18 protein-coding genes are annotated in these 19979 nt (G+C 28.2%); 3 read left to right on the top strand and 15 right to left on the bottom strand.

The window, feature by feature from the left end; genetic code table 11:
* Positions 1-145: 145 nt before the first annotated feature.
* The 15 genes from IPM32_18560 to IPM32_18490 all read right to left on the bottom strand — a co-directional run bounded on the left by IPM32_18560 (position 146) and on the right by IPM32_18490 (position 14043).
* The gene (locus tag IPM32_18560; GenBank protein MBK8947248.1) at positions 146-439 is read right to left on the bottom strand and encodes a helix-turn-helix domain-containing protein; all 294 of its coding nucleotides are present in this window, start codon (positions 437-439) and stop codon (positions 146-148) included.
* A gap of 50 nt (positions 440-489) precedes the next feature.
* A complete protein-coding gene (locus IPM32_18555) occupies positions 490-1482 on the bottom strand; it encodes a hypothetical protein (protein MBK8947247.1) in 993 nt (330 codons plus the stop codon).
* A gap of 53 nt (positions 1483-1535) precedes the next feature.
* Positions 1536-2099 carry a hypothetical protein gene (locus tag IPM32_18550; protein MBK8947246.1) on the bottom strand — a complete coding sequence of 188 codons (564 nt, stop codon included), beginning with the start codon at positions 2097-2099 and terminating at the stop codon, positions 1536-1538.
* Complete coding sequence (locus IPM32_18545) at positions 2092-4560, bottom strand: ATP-binding protein (GenBank protein ID MBK8947245.1); 2469 nt, start codon at positions 4558-4560, stop codon at positions 2092-2094. Before IPM32_18545 ends, IPM32_18550 begins: the two co-directional genes overlap by 8 nt.
* 61 nt (positions 4561-4621) lie before the next feature.
* The gene (locus IPM32_18540) at positions 4622-5206 is read right to left on the bottom strand and encodes a hypothetical protein (GenBank protein ID MBK8947244.1); all 585 of its coding nucleotides are present in this window, start codon (positions 5204-5206) and stop codon (positions 4622-4624) included.
* A gap of 2 nt (positions 5207-5208) precedes the next feature.
* Positions 5209-5784, bottom strand: coding sequence for a hypothetical protein (locus IPM32_18535; protein ID MBK8947243.1), 576 nt, complete (start codon positions 5782-5784; stop codon positions 5209-5211).
* A 12-nt stretch (positions 5785-5796) separates the two neighbouring features.
* Complete coding sequence (locus IPM32_18530) at positions 5797-7461, bottom strand: hypothetical protein (protein ID MBK8947242.1); 1665 nt, start codon at positions 7459-7461, stop codon at positions 5797-5799.
* Positions 7462-7463: 2 nt separating this feature from the next.
* A complete protein-coding gene (locus IPM32_18525) occupies positions 7464-8126 on the bottom strand; it encodes a hypothetical protein (GenBank protein ID MBK8947241.1) in 663 nt (220 codons plus the stop codon).
* 8 nt (positions 8127-8134) lie between these two features.
* Positions 8135-9214, bottom strand: coding sequence for a hypothetical protein (locus IPM32_18520; protein ID MBK8947240.1), 1080 nt, complete (start codon positions 9212-9214; stop codon positions 8135-8137).
* A gap of 538 nt (positions 9215-9752) precedes the next feature.
* Positions 9753-10580, bottom strand: coding sequence for a T9SS type A sorting domain-containing protein (locus tag IPM32_18515; GenBank protein MBK8947239.1), 828 nt, complete (start codon positions 10578-10580; stop codon positions 9753-9755).
* Positions 10581-10674: 94 nt separating this feature from the next.
* Entirely contained in the window at positions 10675-12003 is a 1329-nt protein-coding gene (locus IPM32_18510; GenBank protein MBK8947238.1) for a right-handed parallel beta-helix repeat-containing protein, read from the bottom strand.
* 183 nt (positions 12004-12186) lie between these two features.
* Positions 12187-12468, bottom strand: a complete 282-nt coding sequence (locus IPM32_18505; GenBank protein ID MBK8947237.1) for a hypothetical protein — start codon at positions 12466-12468, stop codon at positions 12187-12189.
* 117 nt (positions 12469-12585) lie between these two features.
* Positions 12586-12750: a hypothetical protein gene (locus IPM32_18500; protein ID MBK8947236.1), complete on the bottom strand. Its 165-nt coding sequence runs from the start codon at positions 12748-12750 to the stop codon at positions 12586-12588.
* A gap of 428 nt (positions 12751-13178) precedes the next feature.
* Positions 13179-13742 (bottom strand): hypothetical protein, encoded by a 564-nt coding sequence (locus tag IPM32_18495; protein MBK8947235.1) that lies wholly within the window; start codon positions 13740-13742, stop codon positions 13179-13181.
* A gap of 85 nt (positions 13743-13827) precedes the next feature.
* Entirely contained in the window at positions 13828-14043 is a 216-nt protein-coding gene (locus IPM32_18490) for a hypothetical protein (protein MBK8947234.1), read from the bottom strand.
* 1032 nt (positions 14044-15075) lie between these two features.
* Between IPM32_18490 and IPM32_18485 the strand changes: the two genes are divergently transcribed.
* From IPM32_18485 to IPM32_18475, 3 genes are all read left to right on the top strand, one after another.
* Positions 15076-15366, top strand: a complete 291-nt coding sequence (locus IPM32_18485) for a hypothetical protein (GenBank protein MBK8947233.1) — start codon at positions 15076-15078, stop codon at positions 15364-15366.
* A gap of 210 nt (positions 15367-15576) precedes the next feature.
* Entirely contained in the window at positions 15577-15780 is a 204-nt protein-coding gene (locus IPM32_18480; GenBank protein ID MBK8947232.1) for a hypothetical protein, read from the top strand.
* Positions 15781-19535: 3755 nt separating this feature from the next.
* Positions 19536-19733, top strand: a complete 198-nt coding sequence (locus IPM32_18475) for a hypothetical protein (GenBank protein ID MBK8947231.1) — start codon at positions 19536-19538, stop codon at positions 19731-19733.
* Positions 19734-19979: the final 246 nt, after the last annotated feature.

The following is a 19979-nucleotide window of genomic DNA, read 5'->3' as shown; positions in this document are numbered from 1 at the left end:
ATAATTTAATTGGACATTCTTGTCAATAAAAAAAATATTAAGATTTATAAAATTGATGGCATAATCGAGAATTTATAGTGCGTGATTGAAAAATTAAATTATTTTTCTTTTATTTTAGAATTTCGAAATAAATATTATTTTAAGTTTAATTGTGTATCAACTGATGAATTTTACTATATTTTGACTCCTTAAGAGCAGCTTGAATTCCCTTTCTTTCAAAAAATATTCTCTTCCCTAATCGTTTGTATGGTATTTTGTTTTGAGCTTTCCACTTGTTCAGTGTCGATGGATGGATTCCTAGAAATTCGCATGTTTCTTTAAAATTCATTATCTCCTTTTGCTGGTCTTCGTCATCTTTTTTCTTGATTACTTCTAAAATTGCTTGCTTTATGATAGCATAAAGTTGATCGATTTCTATTAAAACTAATTTGTTTTCCATTTTCAATTAGAGTTATTGGTTTTCAAACTTATTTTACAAGAAATTAAATTTTATAGTTTATTTATTTTGCACTTTGAATCGCAGAAACTTTTTATTATTGGACATTCACACCCAAATCCTTTGTAATCTTTTGAGTAAGCCCATTTGACTTGTTCTATTATTTCTTTTTTTGTGATTATTCCTTTTCCATTTATTGGCTTATTTTTTTGCTTCCATGAATTTAGTATGTCAATTGTTTTTTCCTTTGGTGTTCCTATTTTTTTAAGATTTATTGCTAATCTGAAACATGCGATTCTTTGATCAAATGTAACTCCATCTTGTAATATTTTTTGTGCACAAATAGGTAATCCGAATTTTGAATTTACATTGTTTATTGTATTTGATTCCTTTGATTTATGTTCATTTTTTATATCATTGTTAGATATTATTGAGTCTAATAATTGTTCTGTATTTATTTTAATAGAGTTTAGAAATTCCCATTGATCTTGGTAAGGTTTTAAGGAATAGTTTGGTTCAATAAAAATTGTCTTATTTTTTGAAATTTGTTTTCCAAATAATGGTGCATTGATAAAATTTCCATATGATCCGCTATCTGTGATTGAATCTTGTTTGGGAAAAACTTCAGTATTAATTGAATCAATTTCTATTAAAATAAATTTTATAACTTGCCTTACTTTTTTAGCATTTATTCCATCCTTTGGGAAGAACAACCATATATGATATCCTTTTGATTTGCTTTTTTCCAGATATGCAGATAATCCATAGTGTTCCGCTCTTTTTATGAACTCGATAGGTGGTCTTGGATCAAGATTATCAAAGTCAGCAACTGCAACAGAAGTTTTATCACCAATAAGCGGATAAAATCCATATGACTGTTTTCCCTTCAGATGGTTTTCGATTACCTTTTCTGTGACTTTCCCTTTGATCTGCCAGTGTTTTCCGCTTTGTGTACTATATGTACCATATACGTTTTCTAATCCATGGAAGAGTGAAAAGAATAATCTTATTTTTTCTGTATCTGATAATTTTTTGTTATCAATCATTTTATTCAATTGTTTTATTGATGTGTGGTTTCTTTGTCTAAATCGTTTCACTGTTAAAACGATTTGGGCTTCAGCATTAATTTTATGGATTGATTTGTTTCAAGTTGTTGTTGTATAATTTCTTTTAGATATAGCGCTTGTTGAATGTTAGTTAGGCCATTTGGTTCTGAATAATTTTGCGTGGTTTTATTTATTTGTTCTACAATTTTAAGTTTCGATTCCCAATCAGTGTGTTCAATTTTAGTTGTGTAAATCCATTGTAAATATTTTTCTTTTTGTTCTTTTTTGAGTGATTCAGATGTAGTTTCTAGTATTAGAAATATTCCTTCTTTTTTGTAATTATTTATGTCAAATATTGCTCTTTCAAAACCTTGTGATCCTTCCTCTGAATAATATTGGTTTAAGAACCAAACTAAATCCGAGTATTTATTATTCGTTGTTAAAATTATTTTATTCTTCTTTAATTTTCGTATAAAGAAATAAATTATTCTTTTTAGTTTCCTTTGTGAATTTACTAGTTCAGTTAACGAATAAACTTGATTGAATATTTCATCGATTGGTTTATCAATTTTTTGTTTAATTAAATCTTCATCCAGAAGTTGTAGTATTTCAGTCAAATTCATCATATTCAAATTTAAAGTCTGATTTTTCTAATTCTAATTCTTCAGTTATTCTTATTGGTTCCGTATCTATTCCGAATCTCTTTAATCTCTCATTTACATTTTTCTTAACTGTACTTATTGGTTTGTAATATTTTTCAATGGATTTTTTGATTATATCATTTTTAAAATTTTCCTTAAGTATTTGTTTTGGTTTATTAGTCTCAAATTTTATTATTTGTGTTCCGATTCTTGAGAATGCTTCGCCAGTCTTTAACGTTAGAATATCTTTTACTTCTACTTTTGATTGTAAATTATTTATTAGGTTTTTTGCATCGAATAAATCTACATTAAATATTATGGATGAACCCATACTTAATAACGCATCTCTTTGATCAGTATTGAATTGATTTAGAAACTGATGTGCAAAAGTTAGATTTATTCCGAATTTGCGAGCATCGGTTATCATATCTTCCAATGTATCCGGTGTGAATTTGTGGGCTTCATCGCAATAAATACTAAATGGATTTCTGTTATTCATATCAATGCTATTTCTTGAAATTGAATAATTATGTAAAGTTGACAGCAAATATGATCCTAATATTTTTCTTGTATCCGGTCCTACATTTGATAGATCAAGCAGTAATACTTTATTTTGTTCAATTATCTCGTTAAAATTTAATTTGTTGTCTGGTTGTGAGAGCATTAATGAAACAGTTTCATCTGAGTTTAGCAGCATACTTAATTTGTGATGTGATGGTGCAAAATCATCCCGTTTATAGCTTGGAAAATCTTTTTGCCAAAACCTTTTTGCCACCTCATTTTCAACTGCATTTTTAATTATGTCGGTTAATATTCTTTTTTCTCTGCTCATGTTTCTTGATTGTTCAAATATTATAAGAAGATCAAATAATGTTGAATCTTCTATGTGCAGTAATCCGTTAAATCCGTTTCTTAACAGATGTTCAAGTCTATGTCCCCACATATTGGTTTTAATTATACTTTTAAATGAAGCAAGTAAATCGTCTGCTGTTCTGCCGATACTTTGATTATTTATTCTCTTTAGGGGATTCCAAATGGGGATAAATTCTGTATTTCCGAAGTCGATATAAATTGTTGATTCGATTTTATTTTCCGGAATAAGAGATAATATTCTCTGTATTGTATCGCCGTGCGGATCAATTAGTGCAATTCCAATATTGTTGTCAATATCTTGCAGTATTAGATTTTCCATTAGTGTGCTTTTTCCACTTCCGGATCTGCCGATTATATGTATTCCGGTTTTTCTTATTTGATCTGTTATTCTTACCGGAATTTCTTTATTTGAGTATTTGCTGTAACCAATTATTATTCCTTCTTCTTGTTCTTTTTCTATTGGTATTGTTTCAATATTTGCCAAATAATCCATATAAATGTTTTTATCTGTGAAATGACTGATTGCTGGAATATGTACCAAGCCGGATAGTTCTGAAGAGTTTAATAGAAATCCGGAGCGATATGTCAAATTATTTTCAATCATATCTATAATTTGTTTGTTATCAATTTTTTCTAAATATTCATTTTGTGTTATGTAGTTGAGTTTGTTTCCTCCGTGTTGAAATAAATTCATAAAAGATGTTAATCCGCTTAAATTAAAATTATCATATTCTGTTGTTACTCCAACTCTGATTGAAACTGAAAAGAATGGTTTGTCATTATGCGCTTTTGTTTCTATATCACGAGCCATATTTCTAATGTCGCCAGAAGGTAACTGCTGCTTAATACGTTGATATGATCTAGGATCATTTATTGTCTTGCTCATGAATTCCAAATCATTAAGTATTTCTACATTTTGATGCCAATCGTTTTTAACCGGTATAAATAATATTTGCAGAAATCCTTTTATTTCATTTGGCAAATTTGTAAGCGCATATATATACGTATCGTAAGGTGAATTTACTATTTCACTTGGTCTTGTAAATAAATGATGATAAGGCGGTTGCGGGTAGAAATCTCTGAAGTATATCTTATTAAATTGTAATTGATCTTTATCATTCTGTGTAATAAAACAATTTGGATATTCCGACATAATTGCGAGTTTCAGTATTTCCGAATCATTTCTTGCAGTATGGAAATTAATATTGATTTTTTCTTTATTTCCATTTATTTCAAAACAAATTCTGCTTTCAATGGTGTTTAATAATTTTATAAATCTTTCGGCTTTTATCCAATCCAGTGTGTGTTCTTTTGATATCCAGCAATTAAAACTTTCATATTCATTTGAGGAATGATTTTCTAATTTCTTATAATTCTGATAGCTCTGTATTTGACTTACATTTGTCCAATTTATTGGATTTAGATATGTTGGTTCTAATTCAACCGGAAAGTCATAAATTATTGGCGAACAGCCTTTTTCTGCTTCAATACTTATTATACTTTTTGCTATTGTTGAAATAGTATTAGCTTGTGATCTATTTATTATCGTTCGTTCAATTGACATTTGAAAATTAGTTTTTTAAAGTAATTGTGGTGTTTTGAATGGTTTTGTTGCAGTGGGGGTTTTATGAATTTAAATTTGATAATTCATTTATACGTTTAATCATTTTGGGATGTTCAATCAAAATGTTTTTTAATGATATTGCCAATTGCAAAGGATCATTTACATAATTGCTAGGAAGTATATCTTTGAATTCATTCAAGTATTCGCTTGCTGTGGTTTCTCTTTCTTGCCAAGTTAGTTTTTCCACAAATTCGCTGACCTTTAATCTAATGTGTTGGTTATATAAATTATTTATCCAATTTTTTGCCAGTGTCTTTAATACTTGATATACTCCTCCTTCTGCTCCGGTATTCATTATTTTAAATACTACTAAATCTGTATCATCGTGATAAGTATTTTTTAATGTTTCTAATGCTTTATTTATTAAAATACCTTCATCAATTTGATTTATTGAATTTGGATTATCAAAGAAAGCCGCCCATATTTGTTTCATAAAATTTGCGAGCAGTTTTCTATATTCAGCATATGTTTTTACAGTATTTTCCCGCAGATTGTAATTTGAAATTACTTCTTCGATTTTTAGTTCATAGGTTTTCCAGTTATTGCCATATTCAATTTCATTTAATAATATTTTTAGCTTCGTCATTTTTACATTCTTCTGAATAATCTTGATTCTGTTTTAATTTGTTCTACAAGTAATTTAATCAGTTCTTCGTAGTTTCTGGCATATCTTTCCGGATTATTTCTATCCAAATAAGGTGAGTCATTTATTTTTTTTAATATTTCTTTAATTATATCTACTTGTTCATTCCAACTGCTTGGGGTTATGTATTTGTCTATTACATCTCTGAAATGTCTTTCGACTGCTTCTTCTTTCATCGCTTCCATGATGATATCCAGTATTAGTCTCATGCCTCCGTTCATTCCGGTTCTTCCATCGGAATATGCATTGAGTTTATCAAGTCCTTTTCTTTTATATTGTTTTTCTATTATTTCTTTTGCCCTTCCGGCTGATTCTGCTCTTGGTAATGACCCGCCGTTTGATATGCATTTTGTAAAATGATAGTTATAATAATCTGCTATTAAGTTATCAAATGTGAAGTCGTTTGGTACGGTTATGCTTGATATCCGGTATTGTATTCTTGCTTCGTCGTGTTTTTTTGTTACATGTTCCAGTATATATGTTTCGTCTAATTCTTCAAGTATATTTTTTAAGATGCTCACTTCATCCTCCTTTTATAATCTTGCAAATATTTTGTTTAGTTGTTCTTTGCTTTGTGAATATGTTCTGATTATTTCAATATAATCATCAATATATTTATCCGGGATTAGTAATTCTGAGTTGATTTTTAAGTCACCTTTTTCCCTACTCATTATTTCTAGTATTAAAGATTTTTTGATTTCATAATTCGTGGGATCAATTTCATTTATCACTGCGTTAACATAATTTTCTTTAGTATCTGTTTTAATATACTTTGTAATATCATCAAGTATAGTTCTAATCCCTCCTTCAAACCCATTTAATGCGTTTATTATTGCTTGTTGGTATTCATGTTTGTACTTGTATGTTTTCCGGAATAAATTAAGTGCTTCAATTTGAAGTTTTTCTTCATCGATATTCATATTTGAGTTATTGGTTTCTTTTAATACAAAAAGGTAAAAACTGCTTATCGTTTCAATTAGTTCTTCATATGTTTCAACTTGATTTTTGTCTAATGTATATTTTGCCCTTGCTTCATCTATTCTTGATAATAAATTTGTGTCAATGTTATATGGGTTTATTTTTTCAAGTACGTAATCTATTATTTGTTTTTCTCTTTTTTCTTTAGTCCAATTTTCATCTAATTTATTCACCAATGAATTAGTTTTTATTTTATCGTAAAAAGCTATTTCATGAAGTTTTGTTATATCTTCAAATTCATCTTCTTCTGCGTACTGTATGAGTTCCAAGTATTTTGATTTAGGTACTATTGGAAATAGTTTCGCCATCTTTTTTGTCGATAAAGGTAATGATCTGATAATTTTATTTAACTGTATTCCAAAATTATTGGGATACTTTTTATTATTTATAAAATATTTCAAATATTTATTTATCAAATGATGTACTTGATTTATTCTTTTTGAAAACATCAACTCTTCAATCACATTCCAGAATCTTTTATTGTTTTCATCTACTAGGTAATTAAATATTTGATCTGAATATTCTTCGCCCGTTATTTTTTGTTTTTCGAAATAATTCATATCAAGAGAACTATTAACTATTGATTCTGTTGCGACTGCTTTTTGTATTAGTTCAAACGTATTTTTTACTTCAATGAGATTTATATTTGTTCTTTCCTTTCTTAGTTTTGTGTTGGACGTATCATATTCTTTTGGTTTTAATATTTTTAATGAATTGTCCCCATCCATTGCCGGGTATATAAAATTCTTATATTTATTTTCAAATACTACTGTCTCAAGTTTTTCTGAAAGTCCTTTGACTTGGGATATATCTCCTTTTTCTGATGATATATGCCCGGTAATTACAGTTTGATAATCAATTTTTAGTTTTAATGAAGCTGATAGCAATGCTAAGAATAGTGTTGCATCGGCTGAGTATCCGTTTATTACAAACTCCGTATCACTCGAAGATGTTGCACTTATATTTTTTACCGATAATGAATATGTTTGTTTTTCTATTCCGAATTTTTGAAGTATATCATCTAAGTGTGGTATTATTATTTGTATTATGTGGTTTTGTATTTTAGGATCAAATTCAACTAACCCGGTGAATTTTATTCTTTCACTTAGATTTGTTTCTAATATGCCGGCAATTATAGATGTAATAATTGCTTTGCCTTCATTGGCAACTAAGACTGTATTAACTCTGCCTATTGATTCCGGTCCAATATTATCATTCATTTCTATTCTGTTCGAATTTTAATTTTTCCGTATTCTAATCCGGCGTATACTTCTAATTTTATTTCATCTTTTATTAGTTCAAAAACTAGACTTGGCTTTTGTTCAATTTCATCAGTTTCTGCGGCTAAATTATATTTGAACTTTTGTCCTTTAAAATCTAATACTAATTGTTCGTTAGTTAATTGTTCTTTTAGTAATATTCTTCCGTTAGATAATTTAATATCATAGTCTCCGGGTTCTATATTCGTAATGTTATACTCTTTTATTTTTTCATTAATTGAGATTTGATTAAATAACTGTCCGTCTTTATAAATCTCAATCTCAATTGCGTCTTTATTTTTAAATGCTTCAAATATTTTCTCATATTCTAATTTATATTCTTTTTTAATTTTTGAGAGTATTGTTATTTTATTTGTTTCTGATAAATTAATTTCATTTGTAACTATTTTTACAACTAACTCTCTTAAATCTGATGCTGTTATATTTTTATTTTGATCATAACCGCTTAAAAGAAATTGATTAAACTGCTCATATCCTTCTTTATAACTGTCTTGCTTGCCTAAGTTTTGTATCTCAATTAATGCTTTTTTAATTGCTTCTATTTGATTTTCCTTTTCCATTGCATTTATTAAAATCGGTATAAAATATAAATTATTATTACTCATAATTTAACCTATACACTCTTTTCTAAAATTCTGTTTACAACTGCTTTTATTCCTAGGGAAACTGTTAGTTCCGTAAGTATCGGATTTTGCATTATTATTTTGGCAATGTTTTTCCAAAGATCCGGCACTTCCCCACGTTCATTCTTTTTCCAATCACTTCCCGCAAATCTGCTATAAGTTGCTTTTGTAATTCCAAATTCTTGTGCGATTTTTATATCGCTTTTCTTATCATATAAAATATCTTCTAAAATTCTTACAACTAAGTCTTTAATTTTCTCTTTCCCTAGGTTTCTGATTGCCGGTCTTTGCTGATCCGCTGATTTTGATTTTTCATCCGCAATTAGTTCTGTAAAGTTTTCCGGATACTTTTCTGATTCCGAATAAATACTTTCATTTTTATTATGATTGTTTTCTACATCTGAATAATCAACTTCTAAGTAATGTCCGAACCAATCGTCTATTTCTTTTTGAACCCGGTATTTTTCATTTTTTTGCAATGGATTTGGATCTTTAATATTTTTGTTCAACCAATTGGTAAATTCACGGCCATCAATTCCTTGTGGTTTTTTTAGTTCAATTGTTCCAGTTGGTAACTCCCATCTGTATCTTTGATACAATCTATTTGACATTCTGCATACTTCCAGCCAAGAATATTTTATATGTCTAATTATCATTCTTTTTAGAAGTTCTTCTATTTTAAGTTCTATATCAATCTGGGTTGTTTCCTTTTTTTGCTTTTGGTATTCCAATATTTGATTTAGCAGTTCTTGGTATTGGTTATTGCAGTACGGCCCTTCTATTTTTTCTTGATTCGTTTGTAATACCGAAAACTTTTGCAGTGTTCTGTTATAGGTTAAATCTAATTTTTCTTCCAGATGCTGTTCATTGCGTGATATTGTAATTATTGCATAGAAATTATTGTCTCTTAGTTTTTTAAGGAATTCCGGGAGAAGGATTCGTTTATTATTATAAGCAATAACTTTTCTATTGGATAAAAAATAATTTAGTGCAATTTCATTATTGTCCAAAACAATGTTTTTAATTAATTCTAATGTAGCTTTTGAGCCATATGTATCTTTAACATTCATTTTATAACCATTTTAATTGATTATTCAGAATCATTAAATAGTTAATTAAAGAATTAATTTTTATTCCAATTAAAATAATATAATTAGTAAATGAAAAAGCTACAATAGATAAAATCGTTTTAATGCCGTTTTTTTTCGATTTAAAGTTATATTTATTTTTGTTGAGGATAAGACCTTTATTAAATAATTGTTGAGTATAACCTAAATTTTAGCGCTTTAAATGATGTTTTATCCTTTCTTTGCATTTAAATCACAATATATGATCAAATCAAAATCTTTATTAAAGTAAATTTTATTTAATAATAACTTTTTAATTGTCCATTTTGATGTAGTACGGGAGCAACGATTATTATAGTTCTTTAGGTGATATCTCAAATAGTGAAAACAAAGTCAAAACATTCTAAATTATTGTAAGATAAACTTAATGTAATTTACTAGCTTTCTTGGGGGTATTTCAAAAAAATGAATAATCAAAAAATATTAAGTTCTATGCTACCACATTTAATTTTATGATAGCATAGATTAATTTTAACGAGTTTTACTTTAATAGCATAAGTTTTAATGTTTTTGAAAGGTTCTTATTGTTTCCTTCAACAGAATTAGCATTGAATTTCAAGAGATAAATTCCGCTTGAGACTTGTTCACCATAATTATTTGTTCCATTCCACTCAAGTTCATAAACACCGGAAGCATTTGAAATATCACTAAAACACTTTACTTCTCTTCCCATAATATCGTAAATCGTTACCTCCACTTTTGAATTAAATGGTAAATTGTATTTTATCTTTGTCGTGGGATTGAAAGGATTTGGATAATTGCCCAGTAGTTCGTAAGAATCTAACACAATTTCATTATTATTGCTTTCGTCTTCTTTATTTTCAAATAGTTTCTTGTTAACAATATTTGCTGTATTAAATTCAGTTAAACATGTGTTAATAAATTGCGAAACATGCTCATCGTTATTTTTGCTTAACAATTCTGAAAATAATGCTTCTGCTTTTTTCTTATCACCAAGTCTGTCTAAGTAAATCAAAGCTTCATTCATTTTTGCATTTGACCAGACTTCTTTATTATCAATAAATTCATTTTGAAGTTTATTATATGTTTCTATTGCCTCTGAATAATTACCTTCCTTTTCTGACCAATAAGCATCTAATTCGAGACTGATTGTAAGTTTGCTATCATTCTTATCTTGTATTTTATTTTGAACATTATTTTTTAAGTATTCTTTAAATCCTTTTTTATTCGATTTATCATAACACTTACTAAGACCAATAGTTGCATAAACAGAATTATTCTGATTAAATTCTTCCTCAATTATTTTCTTGAATATCTTTTCTGCTTCTACATAATTTTTCTCATCCATATAAGAATAAGCAAGATTTATATCATTTTCGTTAAATACTGTTTTTGGTAATGTTGAACCAGCTCCGTTATCACTGGAAAAATAGTAAGTGTTGTTATAACTGCTTGTTCCATCTGCATAAAATTCTCCCTGCGGGCGGTGAAGAAGCTCCCCAATAATTTGTCATCATCGATGCATTGCTGCTGCTAATTGCAGAAACCTCATAACCGGTATTAGAGTAGATACTATTATAACCTGGACCAGGACTAGGTATTGCGCCTGAATAAGTTGTTGAACCATAGGCGATCTTTATACCACCTGAATTATTTGTTATTAAATTTTTACCACCGCCGCTTTTATAAAAATCTAAATCACTATATAAATATCCATAAATGGCATCATTGATGTTTGATCTAATTGTGTTTTTTGTTATTTCCGGATCACTATAGGTCTCTGCATAAATTCCCTTTGAGCCGTTACTTTCTATTTTATTATTATCTATTGTGGGTGATGACCTATACAAGTAAATACCATAATTTGTGTTATTTTGAATATAGGTATTTGTTACAATTGGATTTGAAGAAGCAGTATTTGTATTTAGAAAATATAAACCATAGAAACAATGGTGAATATTACTATTATTTATATTTACATCGCTTTGATTTGAATAAACACCATATCTTGCATTATAAATATTTGCATGTTGAATATCAACTGAACCCGATGAATTTACTTTAATCCCATTTGTTGGACTTGAGCTTTGCGCGATGAAATTAAAATTCACTTTGCTGGAAGTTGCACCATTTACATCCAAAATACCATTTATTGTTAATGACGCATTATTGTTAAAATTTAATGTTGTACCAGAATTTATTGTTAAAGTAACACCAGGCATTACTGTTAAATTCCAATTATAATAATCAGTATCAGAAAATGTTTCGTTTGTTATTAAATTGCCCCCGTATAAAAAAGAAACAGCATCAATATCATCAAATTTCAAAGTTCGTCTATCACTTGATGGCAAACAAGATTTTGTCATTACTGGAATTGGGTTTAATCCAATGTCTGCATGTGCAATTCCTAAAGAATGGCCTATTTCATGTATAGCAACAGACTGAACTTCATTCCACCATATTAAATGATTATTGCCTAACCATTCTTTATTTCCATTGTAAACAATATCAACATCTGTTATAATATAATTATTGTCTTCAATAATTGTAAGAGCTGAAGCTGCTTCATTATTAGGTGTATTGGGATCGTCATAAAAAATCCCATTTATATTAAATAGAGCATCGGGTGGATAAATCCAATAATGACCATTAATTCCATCGGATGGAGATCTATTCCCAGTTACAGAGCCATCATCTATAAATGTAACTGTACTTGATGAGACATTTTCCCAAGTGGAATATCCTGCATTAATTAGGGTTACGAGTGGCATTATAGTCTAAACCATTATCAACAGCACCATTTAAATCTACTCTATAATGTATGCTCTGGGAATTCCAGTGTAATAAAGTGTTAGAACCTTTTTGTGCCTCCCAAATAATTTTCACAATAAATTATTTGTATAAAGTTAAATATTCAAAAAAAATGCAAACAATATTTTTTCATTTTGCCCTCTCTAGTTATTAATTAGCAATTCTAAATAAGTTTCAAATTCATCAATAAATACTTTCTCATCATTATTAAAACTTTTTGTTTTATTATTAATTTTAATATCCAAATCAAAATTGCAATTTTTATCTCTTGTTAAATAAATCTTATTATTTTCATACCGAAAGTCTAACTTCCCTTGAGTTAAACCAACTGGCATAAATGCATTTTTAGCACTATTATCAGCATTAAAATTTTTAAGAAATAGCATTGATTCTACATCATTTTCATAATGGGGATATTCAAGCACTGTGGTTCCCCTTGTTCCAATTCTTCCACCAAGAAAACTAAACTTTAAATTCTTAAATCCTTCTTGTTTTCCTTATATACTTTTGTTATTTTTAAGCTTATATCGCTATATATTCTATCATCTGCGCCAAACCAGGGTAATAGATATTACTTTTGCATTTACAATTAAATCACTTTGCTTAACTAATTCATCAAGTTTATATATTTTTTCTTGAGCAAACGTTTTATTAAACAAAAAAAATGTGATTATTACTACATTACTAATTATTATCAGATTTCTCATTTTCTCTCCTTTTAAATATTCACTTTAAAAGTAACATTTTTGATTTTTTAATTATGTCATTATTATTTTTTCGAATAAACGTAATTTGATAAAAATAGACTCCTGATGAGATATGTAAATTGTTACTTATATCCCAACTGAACGTTTGAATTCCAGGTGTTTGATTATAAAAAACAAATTCATTAATAATTTCCCCTATAACATTAAAAATCTTTATTTCGATATCTGTGTATATAGGCAAAAGTAACTTATAATAGTTGTTGGATTAAATGGATTGGGATAATTTGGAAATAATTTATAACTATTATTACAATATTCATGCTTATCAATTGATGAAATAATTTCTTTCCTTTTCATAATTAAACCGTTTTGACCAACTATCCATATATATCCATCTTTTTGAACGATATCAATTACTCCACTTATAGTTAGATCTTTTTTCCATGTTTCCCTCTATCATAAGTGTATAACAAGGCACTTCTATTTTGATTATTTATATCATTAAAAAAAGCCCACCCTATAGCTCCACTAATTGGCGATATTTTGCCAATATATTTGTATTCATTTTTATACGTCATCCATGTAAGTCCACCATCGGTAGATGTTGAAAGCGGTCCAATTCCATATCCATCAATCCATAGTGTATCAATATTCGCAATTTCAAGGTTACAGCCAACTCTATCAATGGAGGATGATTTATTCCATACCTTCCCCCCATCAACGGTTTTATAAATAAATGTTGGTGAAAAATTATCAAAATAGTCACCACCCAATGCCCAACCTTCTTGGGTATTCTTCATTCGGATAGATTTAAAGAATATCATATTAAATCTTTCCGTTGACATAGTATCATATTGTATTTCCCAGTTTATACCTCCATCTGAAGTGTGAACAATCATACCTCTTCCAAAATCTTCACCCCATCTTTCGCCAACTGCCCAACCATGATTTTCATCAACAAAATAAATATCTTGGAAATCTATTTCAAAAATATTTCACATCTCAACCAAGTTTTACCACCATCTTTTGTTGAAAATAATCTACCAAGTACTCCACAAGCAAAACCAATTTCTTTAGTTATAAAAAATATTTTTTAAAACCAATTTCTTCTTCTATTTTTTCTAGTTTCCAATTTTCACCTCCATCGTTTGTTGGCAAGTATAGTTGAACTATCTCAATTACCCATCCATTTAACGAATCGACAAAACATACATCAATTAAGTCAACGGTTACCCTGCTTTCTTGGGTTTCCCACTGTGCATTTAATTTTTCATGCAAGTTTATTATTAACAATACTACCAAAAATATTTTTTCATAAATTCCTCAAGAAATTGTTTAACGTAATAAAATATTGGTTTTATCATAAACCCACAAAAATAACAATCCAAGTTTAACATTATTCCACCTATTTATAAAAATAATTGCTCGTTGTTGCAATAGTAAAATTGGTGTTAAAGATAAAAGGAGATTTTCTATCCGGAATATCAGAGAGAGAGAGAGAAAGTAAAAAACTGTGCCAAATATTATTATTTAACATTGTTTTATTTTTAAAGTTAATCGTATATACAAAATATTTTAATTTAAAACATCAGTATAACTACTTACTTTCAAAAATTTTTAAATAATTGAAAATTTAATTAAATGGTTGTTTTTTTTAATTTTAGTAACTGTTTAGTAATAATTTGTAAGTACAAATACTTTACATTTTTAATTTACTTTAAATTCTCCTATAGACGCTAGAATTAATTAATGGTGAGTTAAAGAGAATTAGAGTGTAAATGTTCTCGGTTTTGAACTATTCAAAGATTTTTCAAAATCTAACGTTTGAGAAATATTATTTTAATATTTTATTTTAATGGAGGATAAACTTATTATTAATAATTATTGCAATATATATCATTATATTCAAAATGAATTTATAATACAGATTCATTTTATAATTAATATTTAATACTTATTTATTTTTAAAAAAGGTTTTATTTAACTTAATTTTGATATCTTTTATAAATTTCTTTTCTTACCGGGCACATACAGAAATTGCTGTCACCATATTTTGCAAAATAATTACATTTTCTTTTTGATATGTTATGAATAAAAGTTCATCGTTAATACATTTTTCAATAAAGTAAAAGCTATGACTTTCCTTTTTTAGACAAGCATAATAAATATCACATTTATCTGCACATTCAACAATTCAATTATTGATTTTTTAACATAATTTAAATTTAATAAAATTAAATAATATTTTTCAAGAATATTAATATTTTTAATTTATTTTAACTTAAAATAGAAATATTTATATACTTGAATGATTTTAGGTCACTTATGATCGTCAATAAATATTTCATAATTGGTTCTTTTATAATTTTTTCAATATTAATAAACTCGTCATTCGCTAGTGGTAATTTACTCACAGAAATACTCTCCCCTTTTGAAACAACCAACTTTTCAGAAATTTATGATTCCTATTCTTCAATAATTGATTTTATTATATACGTAATACTTTTTGTTGGTCTCTCTCAAGTAACTATTGGTAAAATCTTCGACCCCAGAGGCGGTAAAGCTATGGTTGTTGCTATTGGCTTGGTGCTGGCAATAGGATTAGTTATAAGCTAAATCTATTATAGGTTTTAATTTGATCCTTTGTGGCCCTTTAGCAGCAACCATTTTTTATCTTCTTAGTCGGATTTGTAATTTATCACGGTATTAAATCTACCGGTATGGAAGCAATTGGAGCAATTTCAATATCTCTTGTTGTAACTTATTTTCTATTAGATCTATTGCTCCAAGTTACTTTGACTGGATGAAAGATAATGAGTACATGGGATGGCTGCATTCTGTTATTTAATTGCTGTGGTAATATCTATTTATAAGATTATTAAGCTATTCTTTTCTAACAAAGATGAACCTTCTGAATCTGAAAAGAAATCTCCTAAAATCTTAAAAATTATCTCCAAACCCACTGAATTCTTTAGCCAAGTTAAAGAAGAAAAGGAAGAAGAAAATTATATCAAAAGAAATTGGCAATAATATCAAACGAAACCGGAAAGACTCAAAACAACTAATTGAAGATTTCCAAAACTTAAAAAAATCATCACGGAATTTAAGGATTCGGAAAAAGGTCAATTCTTAATTGCAGAAAAATTAAAGCAATAATTCCAAAGAAAGGCAAATTAGCTCAAAAAATACTAACACTTAGAGAAATGGTAAGAAAAGTATCAGATTTTGATATCAAGAATTTTGAAAATCTACAACAAGAATTTAAAACCTTGCCCTTTGGAAGAAAAAAAAATAAAAATCGAAAAACAACTAAGAATTGAATGGAAAAAATTAGATATCGAAAACAACTACTAAATCTTGAATTAGCAGTAAACAAATATGATCAACTAGTCAAATACCACCTTGATTTACTATACGAATCCTAAAAACAAACAACATCAATAACGCAATAACACAAATTAATGAAACAATAAAGTTTGAAAAAAATCTACATTCTGCAGTAAATCAAATTGAACACTTAGAGAAAAAAATTAACGAGATTTACACAAAAAAGAATTGAATCAAATAATGAATTAAATGAATGATTACTTAATTTTTCTGCTTTTATAAATTACTTACATGTATGTCCATGATTGTCTTCTGGATCAAAAAAATATATGGGTTTACCATCGTTGCAATAGTGTTTGCGATAAATTTTTCTCCGCATTTTTCACAATAATAAGGTTCGGGATGTTTCCTTCCACAATTAGGACAATATTTATAAATATCTTCAACAAGATAAAAATTATTGTATTTAGGATAACATTTGTGAGAATCAGGAATAATGAAATTATCATCCGTACTGCAAAAATGAATTTCATCTCCACAATCTTTGCAATAATATTTACTTCTTCCACATTTACTACATCTAATATTCCCAGTAAACATTTGCATCCTTTCTTAGTTTTGTTCTTGGAATATGGCAATTGTTATTTTAACTTAATTACAATTTGTATTTTGAAAAGAGTGTTGAGTTTATACGTTTAAAATTTTAAAATTATTTGAGGAAATATTTCACTGTTCAGTAGTAATTAAATTCGAGTTCGGTTTTAAAGAACTATTTATTTACGTATAAACTATACACACCGAAAGAATATTTATCATCTTAGAATTAATTATTCAAAATTACATCGGTACAAATAAAACATTTTAAATAGAAAAGTCAAGGTAAATATTATTCAAATATAACGAACTTTATAAATTTGATGCACAATTTTCTCATTGCATAGAATTGTAATTCTATTTGTATATGTTTTATTTACTTTAGTTGAGAGCATCATAATTAGTCCTAATGATTGAAGATATGATAATTGATTATAAAAATGTACGTAGGAGCACTTTGTTCTTGATTGCTTTTCCCAAATCCACATAGTTCGTGTGTAATTTTTTGGCAAATTTATCCACAATCTGACAAGCTGCTTTGAGAAATTAGGAAGATTAGTATCCGGAAAGATCTCCAATCAGATCAACATATATTCCTGTCTGGCATTTTCAAACATTGCTCAACATTTTCTTCGTCTTTTGTTGCCCAGTAAAACAAAGACTTGAGTGCAATCCGAACATCTGAATTTGCTTCTTACTGTATAAGCTGATATTTTTGAATTTATTCCGTCTTCAATTGTTTTTAATCCGGTTTTTGTTCTTTCATTTAGAATTTTTCTATCTCATCTGCATCATAATTTGGAAGTGAACTAACTCTGGTTGAAGTGTTGATTTTACGCTTTGATCAATTTCATTCGGCATCTGGGATCATTACTCAACATTAAAATCATATAGTTTCTGTTATCCCTTGAAAGAAAATAAGGTAATTCTCTTGACGTTCTTTTGGTGCCCTTCAATGAACTTCATCAAGTATGATTATTGTTTTTGAATTGTACTTTTCTCTAAACCGGTTAGTATAATTCAGAAAGAGATAATCCTCTTTGAACTTACATTTAAGGATGCGCAAGAATTTCAATTAAGTTGAATAATATCTGACATTAGCATATAATATATTAAGTGAAGATTCTTCACTAAAATTTTGATGCAAATATTTGATCATTAATGTTTTACTGTGCCACGTGATCCAAAACAACCTAGTTAACCTGCAATATTTGTTTTCTTGCACTTTAGAAAATGCATCAATAATTTGCTTGGTTTCTTCCCCTTATGAGTGGATTTCGTGAAATAATAGTTAAAATCAAAAATTGAATAGTTCAAATCTTACTTGATTGGTTATTAATATTACTTCGCCTCTCAAGCATATATGATTTAATATCCATTACCTACCACGTATAAACTCCACTTAACGTATTAAACGAACTGCTGGTATATAAATATTTTGACTCAGTTTTTTTATTAAATGAATTTTGGTTATTTTTTTTGAAATAGAAATTAATGCGAGTCCATCGGTGCTTTTGACTTCAGTTCTAATTTTAGTTAAAAGAATTTTAATAGATTTAGTTCAAAATATTAATCATTTCATAATTATTTTATGAACAAGGTTTGCACACATCTCATTATGTCAGTTCCAAACAACGTTAATTAAGTACACACTATAATTATATCTCTAACGCTCTCCTTTTAACAAAATACAATTTTAGTTTAAAAATCATTTTCTTGGTCTGGCACAGAAAGTGTATAGTTTCTACTAAAAAGTAACTTAATCTTTAGAAAATCTAAATCATTTGTTATTTTAATAAATCTTTTAATAAACTAAGGTTTGAATTAGTGTCAATAAGCAAACTTTAATTCTTGAAAGAAGTATACCTGAATTAGCAACCTTGGTGACTTTGCAGAACAGTATGTCTATGCTGGATCCTCTACGCTTGCAAAACTAGATTGTTTATGGAGAAAGTAGTAGTCGTTATTTCAACGATTTCAAATCTTCAAAATGATTTCTGAAGAATCCAATCTGGTACAATATTATAACTACTGATTTAATTAAAATTCTCTGCCACAAACCGTAATTCATTACCTGCATTCCACTAGAATTACTGGAAATAGAGGTGCACACGGCTCTGCTGTTGATAGTATTTTTATTCTTAGAAGTTATCAAACAAGCACATCAAATCGCCAAATGGATTTATGCTTCTTATCTCGGTGGTAATGTAAAGGAACTCTCTGATTATATAACTCCGTAACTAAACTTGGATGAAAAATCATTTGAGATTCAAAAAGACTTTATGATAAAGAAAGAGAACTATTTGAACTGAAAGATCAGTTGGAAAAAATTAAAAATGAGAACATAGAATTATCTAAAAGTAAGTTTAATCCTGAGCAATTTAAGGAACATTCCTCAAGAAGTTGCAAATGAACTTTAGTTTAATGAAGAACAAACACGCAGGTTGATTATTGATTCCATGATTTCACCAGCTGGATGGAAAGTTGGAGCCAACGGTGAAGGGACAGATGAAGTTAAAACAAGTGTGGCCCACTGAATATGTGTATGATGAAGGGATTGTTAAGGGTAAATCTGATTATGTTTTGTTCGATCCGGAAAATGAAAACCACTTGCTGTAATTGAAGCAAAAAACTTCTGCAGATGTAATTGATCGAAAACAAGCTGAGCTTTATGCAGATGGATTAGGAAAAATATGTCAAAGACCGATCTTATTTTTGGTACGAATGGATACAAAGCATTTATTTTGAATGATAGAGCAGGTGAACCGCCTAGAGAAATTTTGGAATGTACTCAAAAGATAGCTTGCATTATTTAATCTATCAAAGGAATAGTGCTAAACAGCCAACAACAATTAGCATAAATAATGATATTACAAATCGTTTATATCAAAAGAAGCGATAAAAAGAGTTTTAGGAAAATTTTGAATCTAAAGGGAAGAAAAGCTTTAATTGTTCCTTGCAACAGAACCGGTAAAACTAGAGTTGCAGTTTCTTTAGTTGATGTTATGATGAAATCTGATAGAGTTAAAAGAGTTTTATTTTTATGCGACCGAAGAGAATAAGAAAACAAGCTAAAAATGTATTTCGAGAATTTATCGATGGTGCACCATTAACTATTTTAAAATGCCAATTCAGCAAATGATAGCAGTAGAATTTATCTTACACTATCCAAAGAATCAATAACATTTTCAAAATTTTACGTTGGCTTTTTGATCTGATAATTGCGGACTAACTCACATAGAAGTATTTACAAAGTTTATAGTGAATTGTTCAAATATTTTGACGTACACAAACTGGATTAACAGCAA

This window comes from Ignavibacteriota bacterium (assembly GCA_016716225.1).
Lineage (GTDB): Bacteria > Bacteroidota > Ignavibacteria > Ignavibacteriales > Melioribacteraceae.
The sequence above is the reverse complement of the archived record's forward strand: the minus strand, read 5'-3'. Positions and strand labels throughout refer to the sequence as shown.